This is a genomic window from Janthinobacterium sp. SUN120, assembly GCF_030397735.1.
Classification (GTDB): Bacteria; Pseudomonadota; Gammaproteobacteria; order Burkholderiales; family Burkholderiaceae_D; genus Janthinobacterium; species Janthinobacterium kumbetense.
In genome coordinates this window covers 880,843-907,070 of sequence record NZ_JAPUBW010000001.1, presented here as the reverse complement: position 1 = coordinate 907,070, position 26,228 = coordinate 880,843, and the positions used below count along the sequence as shown (strand labels likewise).

General features: G+C 62.6%; 22 protein-coding genes. 13 read left to right on the top strand and 9 right to left on the bottom strand.

The features are described 5' to 3' along the window. The first annotated feature begins 6 nt into the window (after positions 1–6). From O0879_RS04040 to O0879_RS04005, 8 genes are all read left to right on the top strand, one after another. Entirely contained in the window at positions 7–819 is an 813-nt protein-coding gene (locus tag O0879_RS04040; protein WP_099668521.1) for an ABC transporter permease, read from the top strand. Beyond that, the gene (phnE, locus tag O0879_RS04035) at positions 816–1,619 is read left to right on the top strand and encodes a phosphonate ABC transporter, permease protein PhnE (protein ID WP_289914768.1); all 804 of its coding nucleotides are present in this window, start codon (positions 816–818) and stop codon (positions 1,617–1,619) included. The genes O0879_RS04040 and phnE overlap by 4 nt, the downstream gene beginning before the upstream one ends. Before the next feature lie 25 nt (positions 1,620–1,644). Further along, positions 1,645–2,010, top strand: coding sequence for a hypothetical protein (locus tag O0879_RS04030; RefSeq protein ID WP_289914767.1), 366 nt, complete (start codon positions 1,645–1,647; stop codon positions 2,008–2,010). Beyond that, positions 2,007–2,519, top strand: coding sequence for an N-acetyltransferase (locus O0879_RS04025; protein ID WP_289914765.1), 513 nt, complete (start codon positions 2,007–2,009; stop codon positions 2,517–2,519). Before O0879_RS04030 ends, O0879_RS04025 begins: the two co-directional genes overlap by 4 nt. A gap of 181 nt (positions 2,520–2,700) precedes the next feature. Continuing rightward, the gene (locus tag O0879_RS04020; protein ID WP_289914762.1) at positions 2,701–3,075 is read left to right on the top strand and encodes a hypothetical protein; all 375 of its coding nucleotides are present in this window, start codon (positions 2,701–2,703) and stop codon (positions 3,073–3,075) included. Continuing rightward, positions 3,072–3,566 (top strand): GNAT family N-acetyltransferase, encoded by a 495-nt coding sequence (locus O0879_RS04015; protein ID WP_289914760.1) that lies wholly within the window; start codon positions 3,072–3,074, stop codon positions 3,564–3,566. Before O0879_RS04020 ends, O0879_RS04015 begins: the two co-directional genes overlap by 4 nt. Before the next feature lie 51 nt (positions 3,567–3,617). Beyond that, positions 3,618–3,845 (top strand): hypothetical protein, encoded by a 228-nt coding sequence (locus O0879_RS04010; protein WP_289914757.1) that lies wholly within the window; start codon positions 3,618–3,620, stop codon positions 3,843–3,845. A 258-nt stretch (positions 3,846–4,103) separates the two neighbouring features. After that, entirely contained in the window at positions 4,104–4,865 is a 762-nt protein-coding gene (locus tag O0879_RS04005; RefSeq protein WP_289914755.1) for a hypothetical protein, read from the top strand. 392 nt (positions 4,866–5,257) lie between these two features. Here O0879_RS04005 and O0879_RS04000 read toward each other — a convergent pair whose 3' ends face one another. From O0879_RS04000 to cyoA, 7 genes are all read right to left on the bottom strand, one after another. Continuing rightward, positions 5,258–5,794 (bottom strand): response regulator transcription factor, encoded by a 537-nt coding sequence (locus O0879_RS04000; RefSeq protein WP_034788474.1) that lies wholly within the window; start codon positions 5,792–5,794, stop codon positions 5,258–5,260. Beyond that, on the bottom strand, positions 5,784–7,133 hold the full coding sequence (locus O0879_RS03995) for an ATP-binding protein (protein WP_289914753.1): 1,350 nt from the start codon (positions 7,131–7,133) through the stop codon (positions 5,784–5,786). Before O0879_RS03995 ends, O0879_RS04000 begins: the two co-directional genes overlap by 11 nt. Next, positions 7,117–7,893 (bottom strand): SURF1 family protein, encoded by a 777-nt coding sequence (locus tag O0879_RS03990; protein ID WP_289914750.1) that lies wholly within the window; start codon positions 7,891–7,893, stop codon positions 7,117–7,119. Before O0879_RS03990 ends, O0879_RS03995 begins: the two co-directional genes overlap by 17 nt. A 77-nt stretch (positions 7,894–7,970) precedes the next feature. After that, complete coding sequence (gene cyoD / locus O0879_RS03985; protein WP_034748058.1) at positions 7,971–8,357, bottom strand: cytochrome o ubiquinol oxidase subunit IV; 387 nt, start codon at positions 8,355–8,357, stop codon at positions 7,971–7,973. After that, the gene (gene cyoC / locus O0879_RS03980; protein WP_289914745.1) at positions 8,354–8,992 is read right to left on the bottom strand and encodes a cytochrome o ubiquinol oxidase subunit III; all 639 of its coding nucleotides are present in this window, start codon (positions 8,990–8,992) and stop codon (positions 8,354–8,356) included. The genes cyoD and cyoC overlap by 4 nt, the downstream gene beginning before the upstream one ends. Further along, positions 8,985–10,988 carry a cytochrome o ubiquinol oxidase subunit I gene (gene cyoB, locus O0879_RS03975; protein WP_289914744.1) on the bottom strand — a complete coding sequence of 668 codons (2,004 nt, stop codon included), beginning with the start codon at positions 10,986–10,988 and terminating at the stop codon, positions 8,985–8,987. Before cyoB ends, cyoC begins: the two co-directional genes overlap by 8 nt. Positions 10,989–11,072: 84 nt before the next feature. After that, positions 11,073–12,056 carry a ubiquinol oxidase subunit II gene (gene cyoA, locus O0879_RS03970; protein ID WP_251348654.1) on the bottom strand — a complete coding sequence of 328 codons (984 nt, stop codon included), beginning with the start codon at positions 12,054–12,056 and terminating at the stop codon, positions 11,073–11,075. Positions 12,057–12,273: 217 nt separating this feature from the next. Here cyoA and O0879_RS03965 point away from each other — a divergent pair, with 217 nt between their 5' ends. Continuing rightward, on the top strand, positions 12,274–13,620 hold the full coding sequence (locus tag O0879_RS03965; RefSeq protein WP_099667920.1) for an MFS transporter: 1,347 nt from the start codon (positions 12,274–12,276) through the stop codon (positions 13,618–13,620). A gap of 101 nt (positions 13,621–13,721) precedes the next feature. Here the strand turns inward: O0879_RS03965 and O0879_RS03960 are convergent, their stop codons facing one another. Then, positions 13,722–14,174, bottom strand: coding sequence for an Hsp20/alpha crystallin family protein (locus tag O0879_RS03960; RefSeq protein WP_289904919.1), 453 nt, complete (start codon positions 14,172–14,174; stop codon positions 13,722–13,724). A 282-nt stretch (positions 14,175–14,456) separates the two neighbouring features. Between O0879_RS03960 and O0879_RS03955 the strand changes: the two genes are divergently transcribed. The 4 genes from O0879_RS03955 to O0879_RS03940 are packed head-to-tail and all read left to right on the top strand — an operon-like array spanning position 14,457 to position 22,923. Then, positions 14,457–17,939, top strand: coding sequence for a response regulator (locus O0879_RS03955; RefSeq protein WP_289916142.1), 3,483 nt, complete (start codon positions 14,457–14,459; stop codon positions 17,937–17,939). A 28-nt stretch (positions 17,940–17,967) separates the two neighbouring features. After that, entirely contained in the window at positions 17,968–18,846 is an 879-nt protein-coding gene (locus O0879_RS03950; protein WP_289914741.1) for a CheR family methyltransferase, read from the top strand. After that, entirely contained in the window at positions 18,843–20,033 is a 1,191-nt protein-coding gene (locus O0879_RS03945; protein ID WP_251348651.1) for a hybrid sensor histidine kinase/response regulator, read from the top strand. The genes O0879_RS03950 and O0879_RS03945 overlap by 4 nt, the downstream gene beginning before the upstream one ends. Positions 20,034–20,040: 7 nt before the next feature. Continuing rightward, the gene (locus tag O0879_RS03940) at positions 20,041–22,923 is read left to right on the top strand and encodes a PAS domain S-box protein (protein ID WP_289914738.1); all 2,883 of its coding nucleotides are present in this window, start codon (positions 20,041–20,043) and stop codon (positions 22,921–22,923) included. On the opposite strand, the gene O0879_RS03935 is transcribed toward O0879_RS03940, so the two are convergent. Further along, the gene (locus tag O0879_RS03935) at positions 22,920–26,120 is read right to left on the bottom strand and encodes a PAS domain-containing protein (RefSeq protein ID WP_289914736.1); all 3,201 of its coding nucleotides are present in this window, start codon (positions 26,118–26,120) and stop codon (positions 22,920–22,922) included. The genes O0879_RS03940 and O0879_RS03935 overlap by 4 nt on opposite strands. Between the last annotated feature and the right edge of the window lie 108 nt (positions 26,121–26,228).

Below are 26,228 nucleotides of genomic sequence, written 5' to 3'. Positions count from 1 at the left end.
ACCGCCATGCCGCGCGACCCCGCCTGGCGCGGCCGCCTGACCGGCGCCGCCATCGTGCTGCTCGTGCTGTGGCCGATGCTGGTGCAGGCGGAATTCAAACCGTGGATTTTATGGGATGCACAAAGCCTGGCGGCCACCTGGCAATTCCTTGCCAGCTTCGTGCCGCCCGCCCACTCGCTGGAATTCCTGCAACTGGTGGCCATTTCCAGCTGGGAAACCATCGCCATGGCCACGGCCGGGATGGCGCTGGCCATGCTGGGCGCCATCCCCCTGACCTTGCTGGTGACGGAACGATTGTCGATTTCGCGCCTCGGCTCCGGCCGGGTGGCGCCCCTGGCCGCCGCCCTGCGCCACGCGGTCCGTGCCTTGCTGGTGCTGCTGCGCAGCGTGCCGGAACTGGTGTGGGCCTTGTTATTGGTGCGCATCGTGGGGCTGGGGCCGACGGCAGGCGTGATCGCCATCGCCCTCACCTATTGCGGCATGCTGGGCAAGGTCTACGCGGAAATCCTCGAATCGTCGGATGCGTCCGCCTGCGACGCGTTATTGCACAACGGCAGCGGCAGGCTGAAAGCCTTGCTGTACGGCGCCTTGCCCGAATCGGCCGCCGAACTGGTGTCGTACACGATTTACCGCTGGGAATGCGCGATCCGCGGCTCCGTCGTCATGGGCTTTGTCGGCGCGGGCGGCCTGGGCCAGCGCATGGATGAATCGATGAAGATGATGGCGGGCAGCGAACTGGCCACCATGCTGATGGTCTTCGTGCTGCTGGTGGCGGGCGCCGACGCCGTGTCCGCCATGTTGCGCCGGAGGCTGGCATGAAGCATCAGCATTTCACAGCGATGCCCGCGCCTGCTCCCGTGCGCTGGTCCACCTGGGCCTTGCTGGCCGGTTTGTTGCTGCTGGTCATCGCCAGCTTCGCCACCTTGCCCCTGAAATGGGGCGAGTTCTTCAGCGCGGACGCCGTGCGCACGAGTGCCGACTTCCTGCACGGCTTCGCCCCGCCCGAGCTGGCCAACCCCTTCCTGATGAAAGTCGGCGTGGCCACGTTCGAGACCCTGGCCATGTCGGCCATCGGCACGGTCATCGCGGCCGTATTCGGCGCGCTGCTGGCCCTGCCCGCCAGCGGGCGTTTTGGCACCGTGGCGCGCAACGCGACACGCGGCGTGTTGAATGTGCTGCGCTCGATCCCGGAACTGGTCTGGGCGTCGATCTTGCTGATCGCCGCCGGCCTGGGCCCGTTCGCGGGCACCCTGGCGCTGGCCCTGCACACGGTGGGTGTGCTGGGCCGCTTGTTTGCCGATGCCTTCGAGAATTGCCCGCCCTTGCCGGCGGCGACCTTGCGCATCAACGGCGCGCGCCCCGCCGTGGCCTTCCTGTACGCGACCTTGCCGCAATGCAGCCCGCAAATGATGTCCTACACCCTGTACCGCTGGGAAAACAATATCCGGGCCGCCGCCATCCTCGGCGTCGTCGGTGCGGGCGGCCTGGGGCAGATGCTGAAATACCATCTGTCGCTGTTCCAGATGCAGAACGCCGCCACCGTCATCGTCGCCATGCTGCTGATGGTGGCCGCCGTCGATGGCCTCAGCTACCTGCTGCGCCGCGCCATGACCCGTTAATTTTCACTTTTCGCAAGGATCGCCCATGTCAGGCTGGTGGACCATTATCTCGACAGAAACGCCGGAACAGCTGGCCGACATGACGAAAATCAACAAGGACGCGTTTCTCGCCACCTGGGAAGCGGGCCTGTTCGGCGCCGACTGGATCGCGCAATTGTGCACACAAGGCAAGGCGACCCAGCTGTCGTCGAACGGTTTTCCCAACCGCTACACGGCTTCGGCGGACGTCATCGCGCCCCTGCTGCAGGCGGGCATTGCCGAGGCGCAGGAGGACGAATTCCCACAGGATCGGCTGACAGGCTGGCCCGGCAGCATTACCGTGCACCGGGAACGCGTCGCCGCCTGCCAGGCCGGGCAACTGCTGACGATCGAAGTGTGGGACCAGTCATGACGCAAGCGTTGATCATTCGCAAGGAAACCCCGGCCGACGTCGACGCCATCGACCGCATCACGCGCGAGGCGTTCCTGCATGCGGAACACACGGACCATACGGAACAGTTCATCGTCAAGGCCTTGCGCGACGCGGGCGCCTTGAGCGTGTCGCTGGTGGCCGAACTGGAAGGCGCCATCATCGGCCACGTGGCCGCTTCCCCCGTCAGTATCAGCGATGGCACGCCGCGCTGGTATGGGCTGGGCCCCGTTTCCGTCGCTCCTGGCCATCAGCAACAGGGCGTGGGCAGCCAGCTCATCGGGCAATTGCTGGACGACTTGCGCCAGCTGGGCGCGGCCGGCTGCGTGGTGCTGGGCGATCCACGGTATTACGGGCGTTTCGGCTTCCGCGCGGACGCTGCCTTGACCCTGCCGGGCGTGCCGGCCGAGTATTTCCAGACACTGCATCTGGCGGGACCCTTACCAACAGGAAACGTGACCTACCACCGCGCGTTCGAGGCCAACAGCTAGGCAAAGTCTTACGCGCATACAACACTGCAGCATGCACGGGCACCAGCAAGGCATTGATGCTGTTAATATTGCCAAATACTTAAATGACTGGCGCCATCCATGGATGCGCGCCATGTCATTCAAGCATGACGGACGTCTTTCCCGCCTATGCGGGCCACCCTTGCATGGAATTGCCGGCACCATGAAAAAATTGTTTTTTGGTATTACCACCGCCTGCTGCGGGCTGCTCACCAACGCCAGCGCCGCCCCTGTCGAAGACTTTATCGGCACCTGGAAACTGGAACGCACCACCGTGCCGAACTATGTTGTCATCAAGCACGATGGCGACCGCCTCGTGGCCCTGCGCTACTCGCGCAATGTCCTCACCAACAAGATCGTCGAACGGCGCTTTCCCGCCAGCTATGCGGACGGCGACATCACCATCGCTGCGGGCGAGACAGTCATCGAAGCGCGCAGCGTGAACGACGTGGCGACTGTCACGATGCTGGCGGAAGCGTACAGAAAGATTTCCTCGTCCACGGATGCGCCCACCAGTGAAGGAATGTCGCAGACTTGAATCATATCCTCATCCGCCCCACCAGCGCCGCCGACTGGCCGGCGCTGAAATCCACGCGCCTGGCCGCCCTGCTCGACGCCCCCACGGCCTTTGGCGCCAGCCACGCCAGCGCGGCCGCTTTTTCGGACGCCGACTGGCAGCAGCGCGCCGTCAGCACGCCGCAGCGCACGTTTTTCCTCGCCTTTGACGCAGAACAACCCATCGGCCTGGCCGCGCAAGTGGTGGCTGGCAATGGCGAATGCCACCTGATCGCCATGTGGGTGGCGCAGCCATACCGGGGCCAGGCCGTGGCACAAGAGCTGGTCGAGGCCGTGAAACGATGCGCCGTCGGCAATGGCCACGCGCGGCTGGTACTCGGCGTCGCACCGGAAAATGCGCGCGCGGCCGCGTTTTACCAGAAACAGGGCTTTGTCTTTTTACCGGAATGGGAAGCGCTGGAAAGCCATCCCCATATCCGCGTGCAGAAAATGGAATGGCTGGCGGTGGCATGAGTTCGATCACTGCGCGTAGCGGCCATTCTTGCGTCCCTCCGAGGATGAGTCGTGCTTGACTGGATTTTTGACGGCATCGTCTGGATCGTTCGTCTGCTGATCTATAACCTGTTAGGAACGGTCATTGAAAAGCTGTTCTATTGGCCGGGCTGGGCAATACTACGGCTACTCACGCTGGGCCACTACCCGCCGGCGAGAGCGTTGCCGCATAATCGCTTTGCCGTCGCCCTGTTTGCTGCGGTAGTCATCGCTTCCGGCCTGTTGATGGCATTGACGTAATACAGTGTTTTAGCGAGTAAATCATTCATGGCAGATACGCGCATCGACGCGGCATCGGCACAACGTTGCTTTCTTTCCCCAATGCCGCTAAAAAAACAGCTGATTCAAGCATTCCATTGCTCCAGATTGACACTCTGTCCTAAAAATCCCCATTCATCGCCATTCTTTTCTACACTCATGTTTCCTTGAATGGGCAGGAAAAACAGACTGCTCTGACTTGATAAACAATGACGTGAGAGGCAAATGAACAGGATGAATATGCGTGCAATCGCCGGACTTCTGCTGTGTGCATGCGGCTCCGCCGTCCACGCCCAGGCTGATGTAGAACAAGCCGTGGCGACGGCCGTGGAACAGGTCGTGGAACAAACTGAACCCGCTGCGGCGGCGTCCGTCAATGTCAAAGGCATCCGGGATCCGGATTGGAAACCCTACAGTGCCATGCTCAAGGGGGTGAAACGCTTCGAGGAAAAACACGGTCTGGCGCCTGGCGCTGAATTGCGCTTCATCCTGGAGCCGCGCCGTGCCGATGTCGACATGCATGCCATCGCGCTGCGGCTGGAAAGCGACGAGGCGGGTATGGCGATACCGCTGGGAGAGCGCAATATCTTCAGCTTGCCTGTGGAACAGGGTCCTCTGTATGAGAAGGCCGAGCTGACCGTGAACCGCAAGGTGGGGTCGGTCAGGTGGATACCCTACGTCAGGAGCGCGGCCACCAGCGACACGCTGCGCCGCCTGGGCGACCTGCGGCTGGCGTGCGAAGTCCATTGGGCCATCGACAAGGAAACCTTGCCGTTTGCGATGCGTACCACGATGAGCGCATTGGGCGGACCCTGCAATTTCGTGTCGCAAAAGGGAACCTACAGCTTTTCCGAACCACGGCGCATCACGGCGGCAACGATCAGTTTTAACGGCAAGAGCGCGCCCGTGCCCTTCAGCGGTTCGTCGTTCACGCCGCCGCTGCGGGAACAGGACTGGAGCGACGACAGCGTGCTCGAACTGACGTTTGAAGACGAGAAATAAGGTTTTGTTCCTGCCGGCATGGGCGCAACGGGAGAGCAGTCCGCACATTCAGGCGCAGAATGTGCACTGAAACATGGTCCCGTAGGTTGCGCAGGACTTGCATAAAACATCATCAACAGGAGCTTGAAAATGGTTTTATCAATATTCAGGGAATTACATTATGCAAAGTAAAAAATCCAAAGGCCACAAAATTGGATTTTTTGGTTTCCTGACTGGGATGATTGGGTATTTGACGATCAGATATTTATCCGAATCTTTCGGATTTTTCCTAATATATCTGGGATTCGTTCTGTCACTCTGCGGTATCGTCATGGTGTGGATCAATATCCTTGCCAAGAATGACTCCAATTGATGCGCCATGCCGTGGCGGGCCAAAGCTGCGGGATGCCTGTCTATTTCACCCGCTGCTTTTCCAATTTGCGCGCCAGCGTGCGCCGGTGCATGCCCAGGCGACGTGCCGTTTCCGAGATATTGAAATCCGTCTCGGCCAGCATTTCGTGGATGCGTTCCCATTCCAGGGTCTTGATGTTGGTGGCGCGGTTCGTCAGTTCGATGTCGGCGTTGCCGGCCACGTGGCCGAAGGCCGCTTCGATGTCGTCCGTGTTCGACGGTTTCGCCAGGTACTGGCAGGCGCCCAACTTGATGGCTTCGACGGCCGTGCCGATGCTGGCGTAACCGGTGAGCACGACGATCAGCATCTCCGGGTCGTGCTGGTGCAGCATCTGCACGCAAGCCAGGCCGGACGTATTGCCATTGAGTTTTAAGTCGACGACGGCGTAGTCGGGGCAATGCTGTTCCAGCAAGGCGCTCGCTTCATCGAAATTGGTGGCCAGGATGACCTGGTAGCCGCGCCGTTCGAACGAGCGGCCCAGGGTGCGGGCAAACGCGGCGTCGTCTTCCACGATCAGTAACAGACGGTCATCCTGCATGGTGGTCGCTTTCTCTTTCCAGTTTGATGGCCGCCAGCGGCAAGGCCAGGTGCACCACCGCCCCGCCCTGCACCCTGTTGCGCGCCGTCACCGTACCGCCCAAGGTACGCGCAACATTCACCACGAGGAACAGGCCGAGGCCGCCGCCGGGCTTGCCCTTGCTGCTCTGGTACGGTTTGCCCAGGTGCGTCAACATGGACGGCTCGAAGCCGGGGCCCGCATCGGTGATGACCAGATGCAAGGCATCCGCTTCGCGCGTCGCTTCGAAGCGCAGCCAGTCGGGCGACGCTTCCAGCGCATTGTCGAGCACATTGCAGATGGTTTGTTTCAGGGTCGAATCGAAGACGACGGGTACGTCGTGCTCGATGCGGTTATCGTACTCGAAATCCTGGATGGGGCGGCTGCTGCGCCACTCGTCGACCAGGTCGTTGAGGAAGGTGTTGATCGTCGTTTTCACGGACGATTCGCCGCGCGCTTCACCCGCCGACAGCAAGATGCCGCTGACGATGCTCTTGCAGCGCTGCAATTGCGCCTGCATTTCCGTGATTTCTTCCAGCAATTCGCTGTTCTTGCTCAATTCCGGCATGCGGCGCCAGTCGCCGAGGATGACGGACAGGGTCGCCAGCGGCGTGCCCAGCTCGTGCGCGGCGCCCGAAGCCAGCAAGCCCATGCGGATGATGTGCTCTTCTTCCGCCGCGCGCTGGCGCAAGTCGGCCACCTTGGCGTCGCCGGCGCGCTGATTGCGGTTGATGCGCGTAATAAACACCACCAGCAAGGCGGCGTTCAGGATGAAACAGATCAGCAAGCCTTGCACGTACAGGCTGGAAAAGCCCCGCTCCGGGTCGATCGGCAGGATCAAGGGGCCGGGCAGCAAGGCCAGGCCCGCCAGGCACAGACTGGTAATGGCCACCATGATCCAGGTCGACCACACTTCCAGCAGGACGGCGCTGAGGATGACTTGCAACAAGTACAGGAAGGCAAACGGGTTGCTGATGCCGCCGCTCAGGTAGAGCTGGGCCGTCAGCACGGTGACGTCGACCAGCAGAGCCAGGAACAGGGCCGTGTTGGACACGGGCTGGCGTTCGTGCCAGCGCAGCAGGCTGGCTAAATTAAAAGCGATGAGGCAGGACAGCACTTCGAGCATGTAGGGCACGGGCAAGGCGATGCCCAGTCCCACGCCCACGCCGAAGATCGTGCTGATCTGGCCGATCACGGCCAGCCAGCGCAGCTGGATCAGCAGCTTCATGTTCTGGTGGCCGGCCGGATGTTCCATCTCGGCCGCCACCGCACCGCGTTCTAATACCTCGCGGTTGGGCAGGATCTCAATCCTGCCCGGCATGGTCGCCTTCTTGCGATAGATCAAGGTGCTGTTGGGACAAGCTGGCCTTGCGCGCGCGGCGACGTTTGTCTTCGCGCACGATCCACCAGCTGATACCGGCTACCATCAAGGCCAGGGTGAACCACGTCAAGGCATACACGAGGTGGCTGTTGTGGAAGGAAATCACGGTCAGCCCGCCGACGGGGGCGTCGGCAGCCGTTTCCGACTTTGCCTTCGCATCGACGAAGTATGGCGCCACGTTGCTCAGCATGTGCGAGGCGCCGATGGCGGCCACGTCGCGCGAATACCACTGCTGCGTGGCAGGACTGTTTTCGCGCAGGAAACCGCCGCCCGTCTCGCTGACGCGCAGCAAGCCGTCCACGTGGACGATGCCGGCCGGCGTGCTGGCGGCGATGCCTTCGCGTTTGGGCACGAAGCCGCGGTTGATCAGCACGGTGCTGCCATCGGCCAGGCGCAAGGGCGTCACCAGCCAATAACCGCTGCCCAGTGCCGTCGTTGCTTGCACCAGGGTATTGAAAATGGGGAGATATGTACCGGAGAGTCGCACATGGCGGTATTCATCCGTTTGCTGCGTGACACTGGCCCAGGCTGCGGGTCCAGGCGCGTCCGTTGCGGGCGCATGTACGCGTTGTTCGACGCGCTCGATCAGGTCAAGCTTCCAGAACAGGCGCTTGACTTGCCAGGTGCCCAGGGCACAGAAACCGGCAAACAAGATCCCCGCCAGCAAGGCCAGTGCAATTTTTGAATAATGCACAGCCATGCCGCGTGGGCCTGGCGCGGCATCTTGCGATGCGGCGCCAGGGGCGCGCCCGGTGTTGCTTGGGCGCGTATTACTCATCATGGAGCCGTTTTCGTATGCATGTACTCAGGCATCAGATCCGGCATCATGTTGTGGTTCATGTGGTACATGACCCACAGGGAACCGGCCATGGCAATACCCACGATCATGATCGTGAAGATCAGCGCCATCATGTTCCAGCCGCCTTCGGACTTGGTGTTCATGTGCAGGAAGTACACCATGTGTACCACGACTTGAACGGCCGCGAACGCCAGCAGGACCAGGCCCATGGTGCCCGAGTTGGTGATGGCTTTCGTCATCACCAGCCAGAACGGAATGGCCGTCAGGATCACCGACAGGATGAAGCCGATGGTATAGCTTTTCAGGCTGCCATGATCGTGATTGTCATGGTGGTGGCTATCGCCGTGTGTGTGGTGGTCGCTCATGGCAGCACTCCCATCAGGTAGACAAAGGTGAAGACGCCGATCCAGATGACGTCCAGGAAATGCCAGAACAGCGACAGGCACATCATGCGACGGCCGTTTTCCGGGGTCAGACCATGCTTGTTCAACTGGAACATCAAGGTCACGAGCCAGATCACGCCGAACGTCACGTGCAAGCCGTGGGTACCGACCAGGGCGAAGAACGACGACAGGAACGCGCTGCGCTGCGGACCGGCGCCTTCGTGGATCAGATGAATGAATTCATACATTTCCAGCGACAGGAAGGCCAGGCCGAACAGGCCCGTGATGCCCAGCCAGACCAGGGTGCTGCGCAATTGCTTGCGCTGCATGGTCAGCATGGCGAAGCCGTAGGTGATCGACGACAACAGCAGCATGGCCGTGTTGACGGCCACCAGCGGCAGGTCGAACAGCGCGGCGCCCGTCGGGCCGTCCGCGTAGCTGCGGCCGACCACGGCGTACGTGGCGAACAGACAGGCGAAGATCAGGCAATCGCTCATCAGGTAGAGCCAGAAACCCAGCAGGCTGCCGTTTTCCGGGTGGTGCTCGCGCACAAAGTAGCTGCGCGGGCTTGGTGCGGCGCCAGCGGCGCCGGTGTTATGGGCGATGGTATCAGACATGGCTGCTCAGCAATTTAGTATAAGCGTCTTCGGTACGGACCACTTCTTCCGCAGGAATGTAGTAATCGCGCTTGTAGTTAAAGGTATGGACGATGATGGTGACCATCATGATCACGAAGCCAATGCTGGCGACGAGCCACATTTGCCAGATCAGGCCAAAACCGACCAGTGCGGACAGTGCGGCGATCACGAAACCAGCCCAGGTGTTCTTCGGCATGTGGATCTTCATGAAACCGGACGTCGGACGCTGGTAACCATGTTTCTTCATGTCGGTCCATGCATCGAGTTCATGCACTTGCGGCGTGAAGGCGAAATTATAGTCTGGCGGTGGCGACGACGTCGACCATTCCAGCGTACGGCCGCCCCATGGGTCGCCGGTCACGTCGCGCAGGGCGTGACGGTTGCGGTAGCTGACGAAGAACTGGATCAGCATGGACGCGATGCCCAGTGCGATCGAGACGGCGCCAAACCAGGCGATGATGGTCCAGATTTGCAGCGATGGATCTTCAAAGTGGTTGACACGACGGGTCACGCCCATCAGGCCCAGCACGTACAGCGGCATGAAGGCCAGGTAGAAGCCGACGAACCAGAACCAGAACGAGCACTTGCCCCAGAACGCGTCGAGCTTGTAACCGAAGGCTTTCGGATACCAGTAGTTGATCGCAGCGAAGACACCGAAGACCACGCCGCCGATAATCACGTTATGGAAGTGGGCGATCAGGAACAGGCTGTTGTGCAGCACGAAGTCCGCTGGAGGTACGGCCAGCAATACGCCGGTCATGCCGCCGATGGTGAAGGTGACCATGAAGCCGATCGTCCACAGCATAGGCAGTTCGAAGCGGATACGGCCGCGGTACATGGTAAACAGCCAGTTGAAGATCTTCGCGCCCGTCGGGATCGAAATGATCATCGTCGTGATACCGAAGAAGGAGTTGACGCTGGCGCCCGAACCCATGGTGAAGAAGTGATGCAGCCATACCAGGTACGACAGGATCATGATGACGCAGGTGGCGTACACCATCGAAGCGTAGCCGAACAGGCGCTTGCTGCTGAAGGTGGCAACGACTTCCGAGAACACGCCGAACAGCGGCAGGATCAGGATGTAGACCTCTGGGTGACCCCAGATCCAGATCAGGTTGACGTACATCATGGCGTTGCCGCCCAGTTCCGTCGTGAAGAAGTTAAAGCCTGCAACGCGGTCCAGCGACAGCATGGCCAATACAGCCGTCAGCACCGGGAAGGCGGCGACGATCAGGATGTTGGTGCACAGTGCGGTCCAGGTGAAGACCGGCATTTTCATCCAGGTCATGCCTGGCGCGCGCATCTTGACGATGGTGGCGATCAGGTTGACGCCGGACAATAGCGTCCCGACCCCGGCAATCTGCAAGGACCATATGTAATAGTCTACCCCCACGTCCGGACTGCCGACGATGCCCGACAGCGGTGGATACGCCAGCCAGCCCGTGCGGGCGAATTCGCCGACGAACAGCGAAGCCATGACCAGGGCGGCGCCCATGGTGGTCATCCAGAAGCTGAAGTTGTTAAGGAAAGGGAAAGCCACGTCGCGCGCGCCGATTTGCAGCGGCACCACGTAGTTCATCAGACCCGTCACGAAAGGCATCGCGACGAAGAAGATCATGATCACGCCGTGGGCGGTGAAGATCTGGTCGTAGTGATGCGGTGGCAGGAAGCCGGCATTGTCGCCAAAGGCGATTGCCTGCTGGGTGCGCATCATGAGCGCGTCGGCGAAGCCGCGCAGCAGCATGACCAGGCCCAGGATCATGTACATGATACCGATTTTTTTATGGTCGATACTGGTAATCCAGTCGCGCCACAGGGTACCCCAGACGCGGAAATACGTCAGTGCCGCAACGAGTGCGATACCGCCCAGGGCGACCATTGCAAAGGTCGCCAGCAGGATAGGTTCGTGAAATGGAATTGCATCCCAAGTCAGACGGCCGAATATAAGCTTCGTCAGATCAATATGGTCTAGCATTGTTACTCTCAGAGAAAAAAGGGAGGCGCCAGGCAAGCGGCGCCAGTATCTGCAGCGCAATGCGCTGCGGGATTCATGCAGTCGTTACTTGGCTTGAACGCCCTTTTCAACTACTGCATCGCTAGCGACTACTGCCGTTACGGCCGCTACCGGGCTATTTGCCATCGTCAATTTGTATGGCTCGACCGGCGTCACGCACAGGGCGTCGGAAACGATGGTGCGGTTCAGAATTGCCTTGTACAGATCGCTAGGTACGGCGCTGTAGCGGCGGACCGGGTCGCGTTCGCTAGGCTGGGCCAGCGACAGGTAGTCGTCGCGGTTCAGCGCGCCGCCACCGGCACGTGCCGATTCCACCCATTTGTCGAAGTCCGCATCATTCACGCCGTGGAACTTGAAGCGCATGCCCGAGAAACCGGCACCGCTGTAGTTGGCGGAAAAGCCCTTGTAGACGCCAGGCTTGTTGATGACGGCATTCAGCTGCGTTTCCATGCCAGGCATGGCGTAGATCTGACCTGCCAGTGCGGGGATGAAGAACGAGTTCATGACGGACGACGCGGTGATCTTGAAGCGGATCGGACGATCGACTGGCGCGTACAGTTCATTCACGGAAGCGATGCCTTGCTCCGGGTAGATGAACAGCCATTTCCAGTCCAGCGCCACGACTTCGACGATCATCGGCTTGTGGCTGGCAGGAATCGGACGGTTGGCGTCGATACGGCTCAGCGGACGATAAGGATCGAGGGTGTGGGTGCTGATCCAGGTCAGCAGGCCCAGCACGATGATGATCAGCAGGGGCGCGCCCCAGATGATCAGCTCGAGGCGAGTCGAGTGGTCCCAGTCCGGCTCGTATTTGGCCGCGGTGTTGTTTTTTCTATAGCGCCATGCGAAAAGCAGGGTCAGGGCGATTACCGGAACGATAATCAACAGCATCAGCAATGTCGAGATGACAATCAGATTGCCTTGCTGAACTGCGATGTCTCCGGACGGATTCAGTACCACCGTATTGCAACCAGCCAACAATGCGAGAGGTAAAAGAAGCAGTCCGCGACGAACTTTTAATGAAAACATACAGGAAAGTCCAGTACAGGGGATGAAGATATGGTACTGTATTCTCACTGGAGCGCGTTGGCAATTGGACGTTTTGTCCTACCCCTTGCTCGGATTTTCACTCGGTAGTTGAGGAGTTTTCCTACAGCTATCTATTGAATAGTCCTACTCCGGGCGTGAGACACCCGGGGTATGTTACGCGTTGGCCGAACTCGAAACTATATTGGAGACGATCATCATGTCCAGCACGCGCATACACAGCGGGGATGTACCCGCCGACTTTTCCCCTCACTCCCTGCGCGACGCAAGCGGGGCCGGCACGGTCGAATCGCATATCGACCCCGGTGAGATCGCCGTCGGCGTGATCATCGGCCGCGCTTCCGAATACTTTGACTTCTTTGTCTACGCCATCGCCTCGGTGCTGGTGTTTCCGCGCGTCTTCTTCCCATTCGAAGAGCGCCTGGAAGGGACTTTATATGCCTTCCTGATTTTCTCGTTCGCCTTCATCGCCCGTCCGTTCGGCACCGTGATCTTCATGGAGATCCAGCGCCGCATGGGGCGCAGCGCCAAGCTGACCTTCGCCCTCTTCCTGCTGGGCGTGTCGACGGCCGGCATCGCCTTCCTGCCCACGTATTCCCACCTGGGTTTTGCCGCCATCATCTGGCTGTCCGTGCTGCGCATCGGCCAGGGCGTGGCCCTGGGCGGTTCGTGGGATGGATTGCCGTCGCTGCTGGCCCTGAACGCGCCGGAAAACAAGCGGGGATGGTACGCCATGCTGGGCCAGCTGGGCGCGCCCGCCGGCTTCCTGATCGCCGCCGGCCTGTTCTGGTTCATGCTGACCACCCTGACGGATGAAGACTTCCTCGATTGGGGCTGGCGTTATCCTTTCTATGTCGCCTTCGCCATCAACGTGGTCGCCCTGTTTGCCCGTCTGCGCCTGGTGTCGACGAATGAATATGCGCGCCTGCTCGACGAACGCGAACTGCAGCCCGTGAGCGTATTTGAAATGAGCCGCGGCCAGGGCCGCAACGTGCTGATCGGCGCCCTCGCCGCGCTGGCCAGCTATGCGCTGTTCCACCTGGTGACCGTGTTCCCGCTGTCGTGGATTTCCGTCTACCAGACTCGCTCCGCGCCGGACTTCCTGCAAATCCAGATGCTGGGCGCCGTGCTGGCCGCCGTCGGCGTGGTGATTTCCGGCTTGCTGGCCGATAAAGTGGGCCGCCGCACCACCTTGGGCGTGCTGGCCGTGCTGATCGCCATCTTCAGCGCCTTCGTGCCGACCCTGATGGGCGGCGGCAATACGGGCCAGGACGTGTTCATCCTCGTGGGCTTCAGCCTGCTGGGCTTGTCCTACGGCCAGGCAGCCGGCGCCGTGACGGCCAACTTCCCTGCCCGCTTCCGCTATACGGGCGCGGCCCTGACGTCCGACCTGGCCTGGCTGGTCGGCGCCGGCTTCGCTCCGCTGGTGGCGCTGGGCCTGTCAGCCAACTTCGGCCTCGCCTACGTCAGCTTCTACCTGCTGTCGGGCGCCGTCGCCTCGCTGGCCGCCCTGAGCCTGAACCGGGCGCTGGAAATCCGCGACTGACATATATATAGTGTGCAGTACGCACAGCACTGAAAAACGCCGGCTCCGTCCGGCGTTTTTTCATCCCCGCGCCAGCTTGACGCCACGCTTCCTGGCCACGCTTACTGTATCGCCAATTGCCGCCCGCCCGTGCCTTCCTTCTTCGGCAAGTCCAGCAGCAACACGCCATTTTCATAGCGGGCCTGCGCACCGGCCTCGTCCACCTCATGCTGCAGCACGAAGCTGCGGTATTGCTGGCCGTACTCGCGTTCGCTGCGCACGACCTTGCCGCCGCCGTCGCGCGTCACCCTTTCATTCTTGAGTTCGGCGCTGATGGAGACGCGGTTGCCATCGATGGACACCTGGATATCGTCTTTATTCACGCCTGGAATGTCCGCCTGCAACAGATAGGCTTGTTCGGTTTCGGCAATGTCGACACGCATGCGCCCATTGCCCACGTCGCGCACATGCAAGGCGGGCGCGAAAAAGTCGCGCATGAATTCTTCCATGTCGCTGAAGGGGTCGAAACGTCCCAGCGGGTGCTGCGGATCGCGGTGGATCAAATGATTGGCCATGATGTCCTCCTGCATGGGCTGGCTTGCACACGGCGGCCGCCCGCAAGGACGCCGCCACCTCCTGCATCTTAGGATGACAACAGCCAATCTCTTTGATCTGCCTCAATCGTGGCCAGCTTGATTTTCCCGCCACTTTGATCTGTGCGTTGCCTCGCCTTGCACAGGCGTGCGAGTCGGCAATTGGGCACAAGACTGTTATGCTAGCGCACGCCATGCTTGACCACCAGAAAACTTGCATTTCAATTAAAATTGATTCTTTCGCGACAGCCTTACACGGACATGATGAATACCAAGACCCCGATCGATTCCTTCAGCTTTCGCCGCATCCTCGCCCGCAACGTCACCTTGCCGCTGGTCATCGGGGTCATCACGGCCCTCGTGTTCGTCGCCCTGATCGCCTACCTGCTGTCGGCCCTGCGCTCGGTCGAGCATTCCGAACGGGTGATCGGCAATGCGAACGAAGTCATGAAATTGTCCGTCGACCTGGAAACGGGCATGCGCGGCTACTTGCTGACGGGCGACGAAACGTTTTTGGCGCCATATAAATCAGGCAAGGCAAAGATCGCCGTCGAAATGAACACGCTGCTGGAACTGGTGTCCGACAGTCCCATCCAGGTCGACCGGCTGCGCCGCATCCGTGCGCTGCAAGGCCAATGGCTCGATTATGCCGAAGGCGTGATCGCCCAGCGCCGCAGCAACCAGGAATTCCTCGCGCGCGTGCGCCAGGGCGAAGGCAAGCTGGAATTTGACGAAATCCGCCGCGAATTCCTCGCCTTCCTGTCCATGGAGCAGCGACTGCGCCAGGAACGGGCCGACACGGCCGAGAGCCGCACCATGCTGGCCGTGGTGGTCTTCCTCATCCTTAGCCTGGGATTGTCGGGCTTGCTCGCCTACCTGGGACGGCGCGAACTGCTGCGCCTGTCCGACATCTACAACGATGCGCTCGAGCAGCGCGGCAAGGATAACGACGTGCTGCAGGAGCAGGCGTGGCTGCGCACTGGGCAGACGGAACTGGCGGCCCACACGAGCGGCCAGCTGGGCCTGCCGCAGCTGGGACGGCACGTGCTGGACTTCCTCGCTCACCGCCTCGACGTGGCCGTCGCCACCCTGTACGTCGTCGACGACGATGGCAGCCTGCGCCGCACGGCCGTGTACGGCTTCAGCGACCAGGGCGTCAAGGACAAGCCCGTCTTCAAGCTGGGCGAAGGCCTGGTGGGCGAGACGGCGCGCGAAAAGCGCCTCAAGCATGTGCAGCAAGTGCCCGAGAATTACCTGACCGTGACATCGAGCCTGGGCCACGGCACGCCGCTGGAACTGGTCTTGACGCCCGTCAACAACGAAGGCGTCGTCAACGGCGTCATCGAACTGGGCTTTACACACCCCGTCAGTGCCCGCGCCAAGGAATGGCTGAACCTGATTGCCGCGAATGTCGGCACGTCGCTGGAAGCGGCCCTGTACCGCCAGCGCCTGCAAAATGTGCTGGAAGAAACCCAACAATTGAATGAAGAACTGGAAGTGCAGCAGGAAGAATTGCGCACGGCCAATGAAGAGCTGGGCGAGCAGTCGCGCGTGCTGGAACAGTCGCAAGCCCACCTGGAAGAGCAAAAGGCGGCACTGGAACAGTCGAACGAGCAGCTGGCCGTGCAGGCGCTGTCGCTGGACCAGAAAAACATGGCCATCGGCGAAGCCCATGCACAGCTGGAAGCCCGCGCCGAAGAGCTGCAGCGGGCCAGCCGCTATAAATCCGAATTCCTGGCGAACATGTCGCACGAACTGCGCACGCCGTTGAACAGTTCGCTCATCCTGTCGAAGCTGCTGTCGGACAATACCAGCGGCAACCTGACGCCGGAGCAAGTGACGTTTGCGCAAACCATCTATTCGGCCGGCAACGATTTATTGACCCTCATCAACGATATCCTCGACATTTCCAAGGTCGAGGCGGGCAAGCTGGAATTGACGCCGGAAGCCGTGCCCTTCGACGAGCTGCTCAGCAGCATGAAGATGCTGTTCGGCGCCCAGGCGCAGCAAAAGAAACTCGTCTTAGACGTCAAGGTGGCGCCGGACTCCCCGCCATCGTTCGTCAGCGACCGCCAGCGCCTGGAGCAAATCCTGAAAAACCTGCTGTCGAACGCCATCAAGTTTACCGATACGGGCAGCGTATCCCTGCACGTGAGCACCGCTGCGGCCGGCCAGGTGCGCTTCCAGGTGCAGGATACGGGCATCGGCATCGCCGGCGACCAGCAGCACAAGATTTTCGACGCCTTCCACCAGGCCGACGGCACCACCAGCCGCCGCTACGGCGGCACGGGCCTGGGCCTGTCGATTTCGCGCGACCTGGCAGCCTTGCTCGGTGGCAGCATCGAGCTGGCCAGCACGCCCGGCCAGGGCAGCACGTTCACCCTCGTGTTGCCGGCCGTCATGCCGGAACGCGCGGCGGAAGCGGCCACCGTGCCCGCCGCCGCGCCGCAGGCCCCCGCCAGAATCGCGGCCGCCGCACCCAAGGCGGCGCCTGCCGCCAAGCCCGTGCCCCTGCCCACCTTCGAGGATGACAGGAATAGCGTGCCCGCGGCCAAGACCGGCCAGCGTTCCGTGCTGGTGATCGAGGATGAACCGTCGTTCGCGGGCATCCTGTTCGACCTCGCGCATGAAATGCAATACCGCTGCCTGGTGGCGCACGGCGCCGACGAAGGCTTGCGCCTGGCGCAAGAATTCCTGCCCGACGCCATCCTGCTCGACATGGGCTTGCCGGACCGCCCTGGCTTGCTGGTCTTGCAGCAGCTCAAGGAAAACCCGCTGACGCGCCACATTCCCGTGCACATCGTCTCCGGCAACGACCAGATGCAGGAAGCCATGCAACTGGGCGCCATCGGCTACGCCACCAAGCCGCGCACGCGCGAGCAGCTGAAGGAAGTGTTCCGCAAGCTCGAATCGAAATTCACGCAACAGATGAAGCGCATCCTGCTGGTCGAGGACGACGAACGCCAGCGCGAAAGCGTGGTCCACCTGATCAGCGACGACGACGTGGAAATCACGGCCGTGGCCCTGGGCGAGCAGGCGCTGGAATTGCTGAAAACACAGATTTTCGACTGCATGATCATCGACTTGAAGCTGCCCGATATCCAGGGCAACGAATTGCTCGAACGCATGGAGCATGAAGAGCTGTGCTCGTTCCCGCCCGTCATCGTCTACACGGGCCGCAACCTGAGCCGCGAAGAAGAAGCGGACCTGATGAAGTATTCGCGCTCCATCATCATCAAGGGGGCCCGTTCGCCCGAACGCCTGCTGGACGAAGTCACCCTCTTCCTGCACAAGGTGGAGTCGGAACTGTCGAGCGAGCGCCAGGGCATGCTGCAACAGGTGCGCAGCCGCGAGCGCGTATTCGAAGGGCGCAAGATCTTGCTGGTGGACGACGACGTGCGCAATATCTTTGCCCTGACGAATGCGCTGGAACAGAAAGGCGTGGTGGTGGAAATCGGCCGCAACGGCTTCGAAGCCATCAGCAAGCTCAACAGCGTGGACGATATCGACCTCGTATTGATGGATGTCATGATGCCGGGCATGGATGGCCTGGAAGCGACGCGCTTGATCCGCGCCGATGGCCGCTACAACAAGCTGCCCATCATCGCCATCACGGCCAAGGCCATGAAAAATGACCAGGAAGAATGCCTGCAGGCGGGCGCATCCGACTACCTGGCCAAGCCGATCGACCTGGACCGTTTGTATTCGCTGCTGCGCGTGTGGATGCCGAAGATGGAACGCATGTGATGACACGCCACGCCTGGGAGCGGCGCTGATGTCCCAGCGCACCACGGACGCGCAACTGCAGGCGCTGATGGAGGCAATCTATCAGCGCTACAGCTATGACTTCCGCGACTACTCTTTACCCTCGCAGCGGCGGCGCCTGCATCAGGCGCTCGAACGCCTGCATTGCGCCGACCTGCCCGCCTTGCAGCAGCTGGTGCTGGACGATGCCGCCGCCTTTGGCAAGCTGCTGCAGATTTTGACCGTGCCCGTCACGCAAATGTTCCGCGACCCGGCGTTTTTCCGCACCTTGCGCGAACAGGTGGTGCCCGTGCTGAAAACCTATCCGTCGCCGACCATCTGGGTGGCCGGCTGCTGCACGGGGGAAGAAGCGCTGTCGCTGGCCATCCTGCTGTACGAGGAAGGCTTGCTCGAACGCAGCACGATTTACGCCACGGACATCAATCCGCAAGCGCTGTCCACGGCCGCGCGCGGCGTGTATCCGCTGCACCGGCTCGATGAGTACGGCGCCAACTACCTGGCCGCGGGCGGCCTGGGCCAGCTGGCCGACTATTACACGGCCGAGCATGCGACAGCGCGCTTCCAGCAGCGCCTGCTCGATAGGATCAACTTTGCCGACCACAGCCTGTCCACGGACAGTGTTTTTATCGAAACGCAATTGATTTGCTGCCGTAACGTGCTGATTTACTTCAACAAAACCTTGCAGGAGCGGGCCCTGGGCCTGTTCCACGACTCGCTGTGCCACCGGGGTTTCCTGGGCCTGGGCAGCAAGGAAAGCACGCATTTCACCCGCTTTGCCGCCGAATTCGAGCCATTGCCGGGTCCCGAAAAGCTCTACCGCAAGCGTGCGCCGTCGCACGCCGCTTCCCACTACGCTGGACGGCAAAGCCATGCCAGGAATGAAACATGATGAATGAAACAAGCACCAAACTGCTGATCGTCGACGACTTGCCGGAAAACTTGCGCGCGCTCAATGCGTTGATACGCGAGAGCGACCGCAGCGTCTACCAGGCATCCTCGGGCGAAGAAGCGCTGGCCCTGCTGCTGGAACACGATTTCGCGCTGGCCATCCTCGACGTGCAAATGCCGGAAATGGATGGCTTTGAGCTGGCGCAATTGATGCGCGGCACGGAAAAGACGCGCCACATCCCCATCGTCTTCGTCACGGCGGCCGGCAAGGAAATGAATTTCGCCTTCCAGGGCTATGAGAGCGGCGCCGTCGATTTCCTGCACAAGCCGCTCGACATCAATGCCGTGCAAAGCAAGGTCAATGTCTTCGTTGCCCTGCACCAGCAGCGCAGCGAAACGCGGCGCCAGGTGCAGGCGCTCGAGCACAGCCGCCAGCAGCAGGAAGCGCTGCTGAAGGAATTGCGCGCCACCCAGGCGGAACTGCAGCGCTCGCTACGGCTGCGCGACGAATTCATGTCCATGGTGGCGCACGAACTGCGCACGCCGCTGAATACGCTGTTCCTGGAAACGCAGATGCGCACCGTCAACCTGGAACGGGGCAACCTGGCCGCCTTCGAACCGGAAAAGCTGGGCAAGATGGTGGCGCGCGACGGGCGGCAAATCCGCAGCATGGTGCGCCTGATCGACGACATGCTCGACGTGTCGCGCATCACCAGCGGCAAGCTGTCGATCCGCCGCGAAGCCGTCGACCTGACCAGCCTGGTGCGCCGCGTGGCGGACGACCTGGTACCGTATGCGGCGGCCGCCGGCAGCGTGCTGGAAGTGCTGGCCTTCGAACCCATCCAGGGTTACTGGGACGCCTTCCGCGTCGAGCAGATCGTTGTCAACCTGATCAGCAATGCCGTGCGCTACGGCCAGGGCCAGCCCGTGGAAATCAGCCTGGCGCACACGCAGAACAGCGCCGTCATCGAAGTGCGCGACCATGGTATCGGCATCAATGCGCGCGACCAGGAACGCATCTTCGACGCCTTCGAGCGCGTCATCCACCAGGACCGCACGGGCGGCCTTGGCCTGGGCCTGTTCATCACCAAGCAGCTGGTCGATGCGCACGGCGGCGCCATCACCCTGCAAAGCCAGCCCGGCAATGGCGCCCTGTTCAGCGTCACCCTGCCGCTGGCCGGCAGCTGAGGCCCCCATGAACAGCACTCCTGCCACCAGCAGCCAGGCCGGCGCCAGCGGCGTGGCCTTCCTGCTGCAACTGGAACGCCGGCTGCGCCTGCTGCAAGACACGGGCGAGATCCTCGCCCTGTCGGCCCAGCTGCTGGGCCAGCGCCTGGGCGCCCAGCAAGTGGCGTGTTTCGATATTGACCAGGCCCTGCAGTGCCCCACCCTGCAGCATGCGTGGAGCGACGGCCTGGCGCCGGGCGCCGCCGGCGAATATTTCCTCGGCGATTGCGCGGCAGGCCTGGCCGAGGCGCTTGCCGCGGGCCAGGCGCTGGCCGTCAGCGACGTGATGAATGACCCGCGCACGGCCCAGCCCGCCGCGCAAGCCACGTTTGCGCGCCTGGGCATCCGTGCCTTCCTGAACATTCCCATTGCCAAGGATGGCCAGCTGGCGGCCCTGTTCGTCGTGCACAGCCGCGCGGCCCGCCTGTGGCATGCGGACGAGATCGAACTGGCCGTGCAAGTGTCGGAGCGGGTCTGGTCGACCATTTTGCGGGCCCAGGCAGAAGCGCGCCTGCGCGCCCTCAGTGCCAGCATGGAAACGCAGGTGGCCGAGCGCACGCGCGAATTCGGCCGCACCTGGAACGTCAGCCCCGACTTGCTGGGCGTGCTCAACCTCGACGGCTATTTCGAGCATTCGAACCCCGCCTGGCAAGCCACCCTGGGCTGGTCGGCAGAGGAAATCCGCACGACGAAATTCCTCGAACTGATCCATCCGGACGACTTGCCGCGCACCCATGCGGCCTGGGATGCGGCCAACCAGGGCCAGCCCGCCTTGCGCTTCGAAAACCGCTACCGCCACAAGCTGGGCGGCTGGCACTGGCTGTCGTGGGTGGCCGTGCCCGAAGGCGACAAGGTGTATTGCAGCGCGCGCGACATCACCGTGGAAAAGAAGCTGGAAGCGGACCTGGCCGCGCGCAACAGCGAGCGCGAGCGGCTATGGCGCAGCGCGCAAGACCTGATGGTGGCCATCGATGCCGAAGGCTGCTTTGCCGCCGTCAACCCGGCCGCCGGCGCCATCCTGGGCTGGCTGCCCGAGGAAATGCTGGGCCGCAGCATCTTCGACTTCGTGCTGCCCGAGGATGCCGCCGCCACGCGCGAGGCCTTGCTGCAAGTGGGCAAGGAGTCCATGCCCAGCTTTGAAAACCGCTACCGGCACCGCGACGGCGGCCACCGCTGGCTGTCGTGGGTGGCGGCAATCGAAGGCGACCTGGTGTTTGCCACCGGACGCCACGTCACCCTGGAAAAGGAAGCGCAGAATACCTTGCGCCGCATGCAGGAATCGTTGCGCCACAGCGAGATGGCCCTGCTGCAATCGCAAAAGCTCGAAGCGCTGGGCAAGCTGACGGGCGGCGTGGCCCACGACTTCAATAACGTGCTGCAAATTATCTCGGGCAATTTGCAATTGCTGCAGCTGGGCCTGGACAACGACCCGCTGGCCGCCAAGCGCATCGCCAGCGCCTCGGCCGCCGTGGAACGGGGCGCCAAGCTGTCGGCCCAGTTGCTGGCCTTTGCGCGGCGTCAACCATTAAAACCGCTGGTGACGGACCTGGCGCAACTGCTGCGCGCGACGGAAGAGCTGCTGCGGCGCGCCACCGGCGAAACCATCGAGACGCGCTTGCTGCTGGCCGACGACTGCTGGCGCGCCCTGGTCGATCCGCACCAGCTGGAAAATGTCATCCTCAACCTGGCCATCAACGCGCGCGACGCCATGGAGGGCCAGGGCCAGCTGACCATCGAACTCAGCAACTGCGTGCTGGGCAGCGACTACGCGGCGCGCCACGCGGACGTGGCGCCCGGCGACTACGTGCAGCTGGCCGTGTCGGACACGGGCACGGGCATTCCCGCGGAACTGCTGGACAAGATTTTCGAGCCGTTCTTCACGACCAAGAAAGAAGGCGAAGGCACGGGCCTGGGTTTGAGCATGGCGTACGGCTTCCTGCGCCAGAGCGGCGGCCACCTGACGGTGGACAGCCTGCCTGGCCATGGCAGCACCTTCCGCATCTATCTGCCGCGCTCGCTCGAAGCGGAAACGGAACTGCCGCTGCAACTGGGCGGCCCCGTGCTGGGCGGCAAGGAAACCATCCTCGTCGTGGAAGACGACGTGCAGGTGCAGACGACGGTGGTGGACATGTTGCGCGGCCTCGGCTATGCCGTGCTGCGCGCCAGCGATGGCGAAAGCGCGCTGGCCATCATCGGCAGCGGCGTGCCCATCGACCTGTTGTTTACGGACGTGGTGATGCCAGGCAAGGTCGCCAGCACGGCGCTGGCGCGCCAGGCGCGCGTGCTGCTGCCGCAGCTGGCCGTGCTGTTCACCTCGGGCTATACGCAGGACGCCATCATGCAGGGCGGGCGGCTGGAACCGGGCGTGGAATTGTTGAGCAAGCCATACCGGCGCGAAGACCTGGCGCGGCGCATCCGCCACTTGCTGGCGAATGGCCGCCACGTGACGGCCCTGCACCAGTACCGCGCGCAGCTGGCGCCGCAGCCTGCGCCGCCACTGCCGGCAGGCCGCCATATCCTTCTGGTGGAAGACAATGCGGACGCGCGCGCCATGACGGGCGACCTGCTGTCCATGCTGGGGCACACGGTACTGGCCGTGGGCACGGCCGAGGAAGCCTTGCCCCTGCTGGACACGCCGGGGCTGGACCTGCTGCTGACCGATATCAGCCTGCCGCGCATGTCGGGCGCCGAGCTGGCCGAACTGGCGGCGCGCGACCATCCGCGGCTGGAAGTGGTGTTTTCCACGGGCCACGCGCCGGCCAATTCCGGCGTGCTGGACCCGCAAGCGCGCTTCCTGGTGAAACCATTTACCGTCGAGCAATTGCAGCAAGCCTTGCTGCCGACAGGCTAGTAAACGTCGAGCCGGCGCGCCTTCAGTGCGCCGGCCAGCTCTTCCAGGCCAAACGGCTTGCGCAGGAAGCGCGCGCTGGCGTCCTGCATCAGGCTGGCGCCCCAATCATGCCCGGAAGCAAATACCACGTCCAGCTGCGGCCAATGCGCGCGCGCATGGCGCGCCAGTTCCAGGCCGGACATGGTGGGCAGGCTGATGTCCGTTACCAGCACGTCCAGGCCCGGCAAGGCCAGCAGGGGCAAGGCTTCCTCGGCGCTGGACACGCCGTGCACGGTGTGGCCCAGCATATTGAGCATTTCCGTCGTCATTTCGCGCGCATCGTCATTGTCTTCCACCAGCAGGATGCGCCGCCCGGACGGGTCCGGTGCGCCCACCAGGCGGCGGTCGGCCAGCACGTGGCGGATGCGCCGCGCCAGGTCTTCGCGCTGATAGGGTTTGCTCAACAATTCGACGCCCGGATCCAGCCGCCCGCCCTGCATGATGGCGTTGTGCGTATAGCCCGAAGTAAACAGGACGGCAAGTTCCGGCAGCAGCAGCCTGGCTTGCTGCGCCAGTTCCTTGCTGCTGACGGGCCCCGGCATGACGACGTCCGTAAACAGCAGGTCGATGGCCACGCCCGTGCCCAGCAGGGCCAGGGCCGAGGCGCCGTCATCCGCATGCAGCACGTCGTAACCGAGACCGCGCAGCATGTCGACCACCGTATGTTGCACTGGAGCATCGTCTTCCACCACGAGGATGGTCTCGCTGCCGCCCAGCACGGGGCCCGTCAGGCCCGGCGGCGGCTCGGCCAGCGTTTCCAGCGAACGGGGCAGATAAATCTTGAACGTCGTGCCCGCGCCCGGCGCGCTGTGCACCTTGATGTGGCCCGCGCTCTGGCGGATGAAGCCGTAGGCCATGGACAGGCCCAGGCCCGTGCCCTCGCCTTCGCGCTTGGTGGTGAAGAAGGGCTCGAAGATCTGGTCGATCACGTCGCGCGTCATGCCGTGGCCCGTGTCGGTGATGGTCAGCAGCACGTATTGCCCTTCCAGCACGTCGGCATGCAGGCTGGCGTAGTCCGCATCGAGCGTGACATTGCTCAAGGTAAAAGTGAGGCGCCCGCCCTTGTCCATCGCGTCGCGCGCGTTGATGGCCATGTTCAGCAGCACGTTTTCCATCTGGTTCGGGTCGACCAGGGTATGCCACAAGCCTTCGCTGATGAAGGTTTCCTCGGCAATCGCTTCGCCCAGGGCGCGGCGGATCAGCTCATGCATGCGGCGCAGCAAGCGCCCCAGGTCCGTCACCAGCGGCCGCAAAGGTTGACGCCGCGCAAAGGCCAGCAGCTGCGACGACAGCTTGGCGCCCCGCTCGACGGCCGAGGCGGCCGAAGCGAGGCGCCTGGCCGCCTGCGGATTGTCGGCCACGGTCAGTTTCAGCAACTGCAAATTGCCCGAGATAATTTGCAGCACGTTATTGAAATCGTGGGCCACGCCGCCCGTCAGCTTGCCGATCGATTCCAGCTTCTGTGCCTGCAATAAAGCTTGCTCGCTGCGCACCAGTGCCAGCCGCGCCTCCTTCTCGTCCGTGACGTCGCGGCCGATGGCATGGATCAGCTTTTGCGCCGGCACGGCCGTCCAGGAAATCCAGCGGTAGCCGCCATCGCGGCGCCGGTAGCGGTTTTCCATGCGCAAGGTGGGCGCGCCGTGGGCCAGGCGCGACAAGTCCTTCAAGGCCGCCATGCGGTCGTCGGGATGCACGAGGCTGATGAAATCCATGCCCAGCGACTCGATTTCCGGCCGGTCGAGGATCTTGCTCCAGGCGGGATTGACGGCGATGATCATGCCGGCCAGGTCCGCCACCAGCATGATATCGGTCGACAGCCGCCACATGCGGTCGCGGTCGGCCGTGCGGTTGGCCATTTCCACTTCCAGCGAGGAATTCAGGTAAGCCATCTTTTCCAGCACGTTCTTCTGTTCCTGCACGTCCGTATTCGTGCCCACCCAGCGCAGCACCGTGCCCGCCTCGTCGAACAGGGGCAAGGCGCGCGCCAGGAACCAGCGGTAGGCGCCGTCGCTGGCGCGGCGCATGCGGAATTCGTGTTCGTAGGCGCTGGCGGTGGCGACGGCCCGTTCCCAGCTCTTTTGCGTGGCCTGCACGTCGTCCGGATGCACGCAGTGGCGAAAACCGCTGGTGACGAGCGACTTCAGCGACTGTCCCGTGTATTCGCAGACCTGCTCGTTGACCCAGTAGGTAGCGCCGCTGCCATGCGCCAGCCAGGCCTGGTTGGGCATGGTGGAAGCGAGCGAACGGAACTGCGCTTCGCTGTCGAGCAAGGCGTTGCGCGCCTGCCAGTGTTCGTCGATATCCTCGCACGAGCCATACCATTTCGCGGGCTGGCCGCGCTCGTCTTGGCGGCAGTAGGCGCGCGAGTGCATCCAGCGGTAGCGGCCGTCTTGCCGGCGCACGCGCATTTCCTGGTCGAAAGGCTGGCCGCTGCCCACGGCTTCGCTCCAGGCCGCCAGGGAATGGGGCACGTCCTCGGGGTGGATGGCGTCCAGCCAGCTGGTGCCCAGGCCGCTGCCGCCCGTCCATTCGCGCCAGCGCTGCGCCACATAATCGAGCTTGCCGTCGACGTCGGCCGTCCACAGCACTTGCGTGTTCAGTTCTATGGCGTAATGAAAATGTTCGCGGCTGTCGTGCAGCGATTGTTCCAGCTGGCCCCGCTCGATGACATGCGCGGCCACGCGCGCGGCCAGCGCCAGCAATTCGGTCTCGGGTTGCGTGGGATGGCATGGCGCCTGGAAAAACAGGCCCAGCACGCCGAGGATATGTCCCTTGGCGCCAAAGACGGGGGCGACCCAGCAGGCGCGGTAGCCGTGCAGCATGGCTTCCTTGCGTCCGGCACTCCAGTTCACGTCACGCGTGATGTCGCCGCAATACACGGGCGCGCCGGAAAAGGCCGCCGTGCCGAACGGGGATGGCTGGTCGCCGCCGTGGCGCAGGGCCAGGCACAGGTCTTGCGGCAGGCTGGGCGCGGACAGGCCGCAAAAGCGGTCGGCTTCGTCGATGAGCACGAGGCAGGCATGCGCGCCGCCCTCGGCCAGGTCTTGCAGCGCCAGCAACAAATGCTCCAATGCATGAGCCAGGTCGGCACCGGCCGCGATGCTGCCCAGCGCAATATGCTCGGCGTCCAGCAAGGAAAGAATGTTGTTTGCGTGCACCGTGTCGATAAGGGGAAAACTGATGCCCGAAATATACCATGGGGCACCCCTCTTGCAGGAGGAAAACAGCTCAGCGCTTGATCTCTGCGCCCACGCGGGCCTATGCTA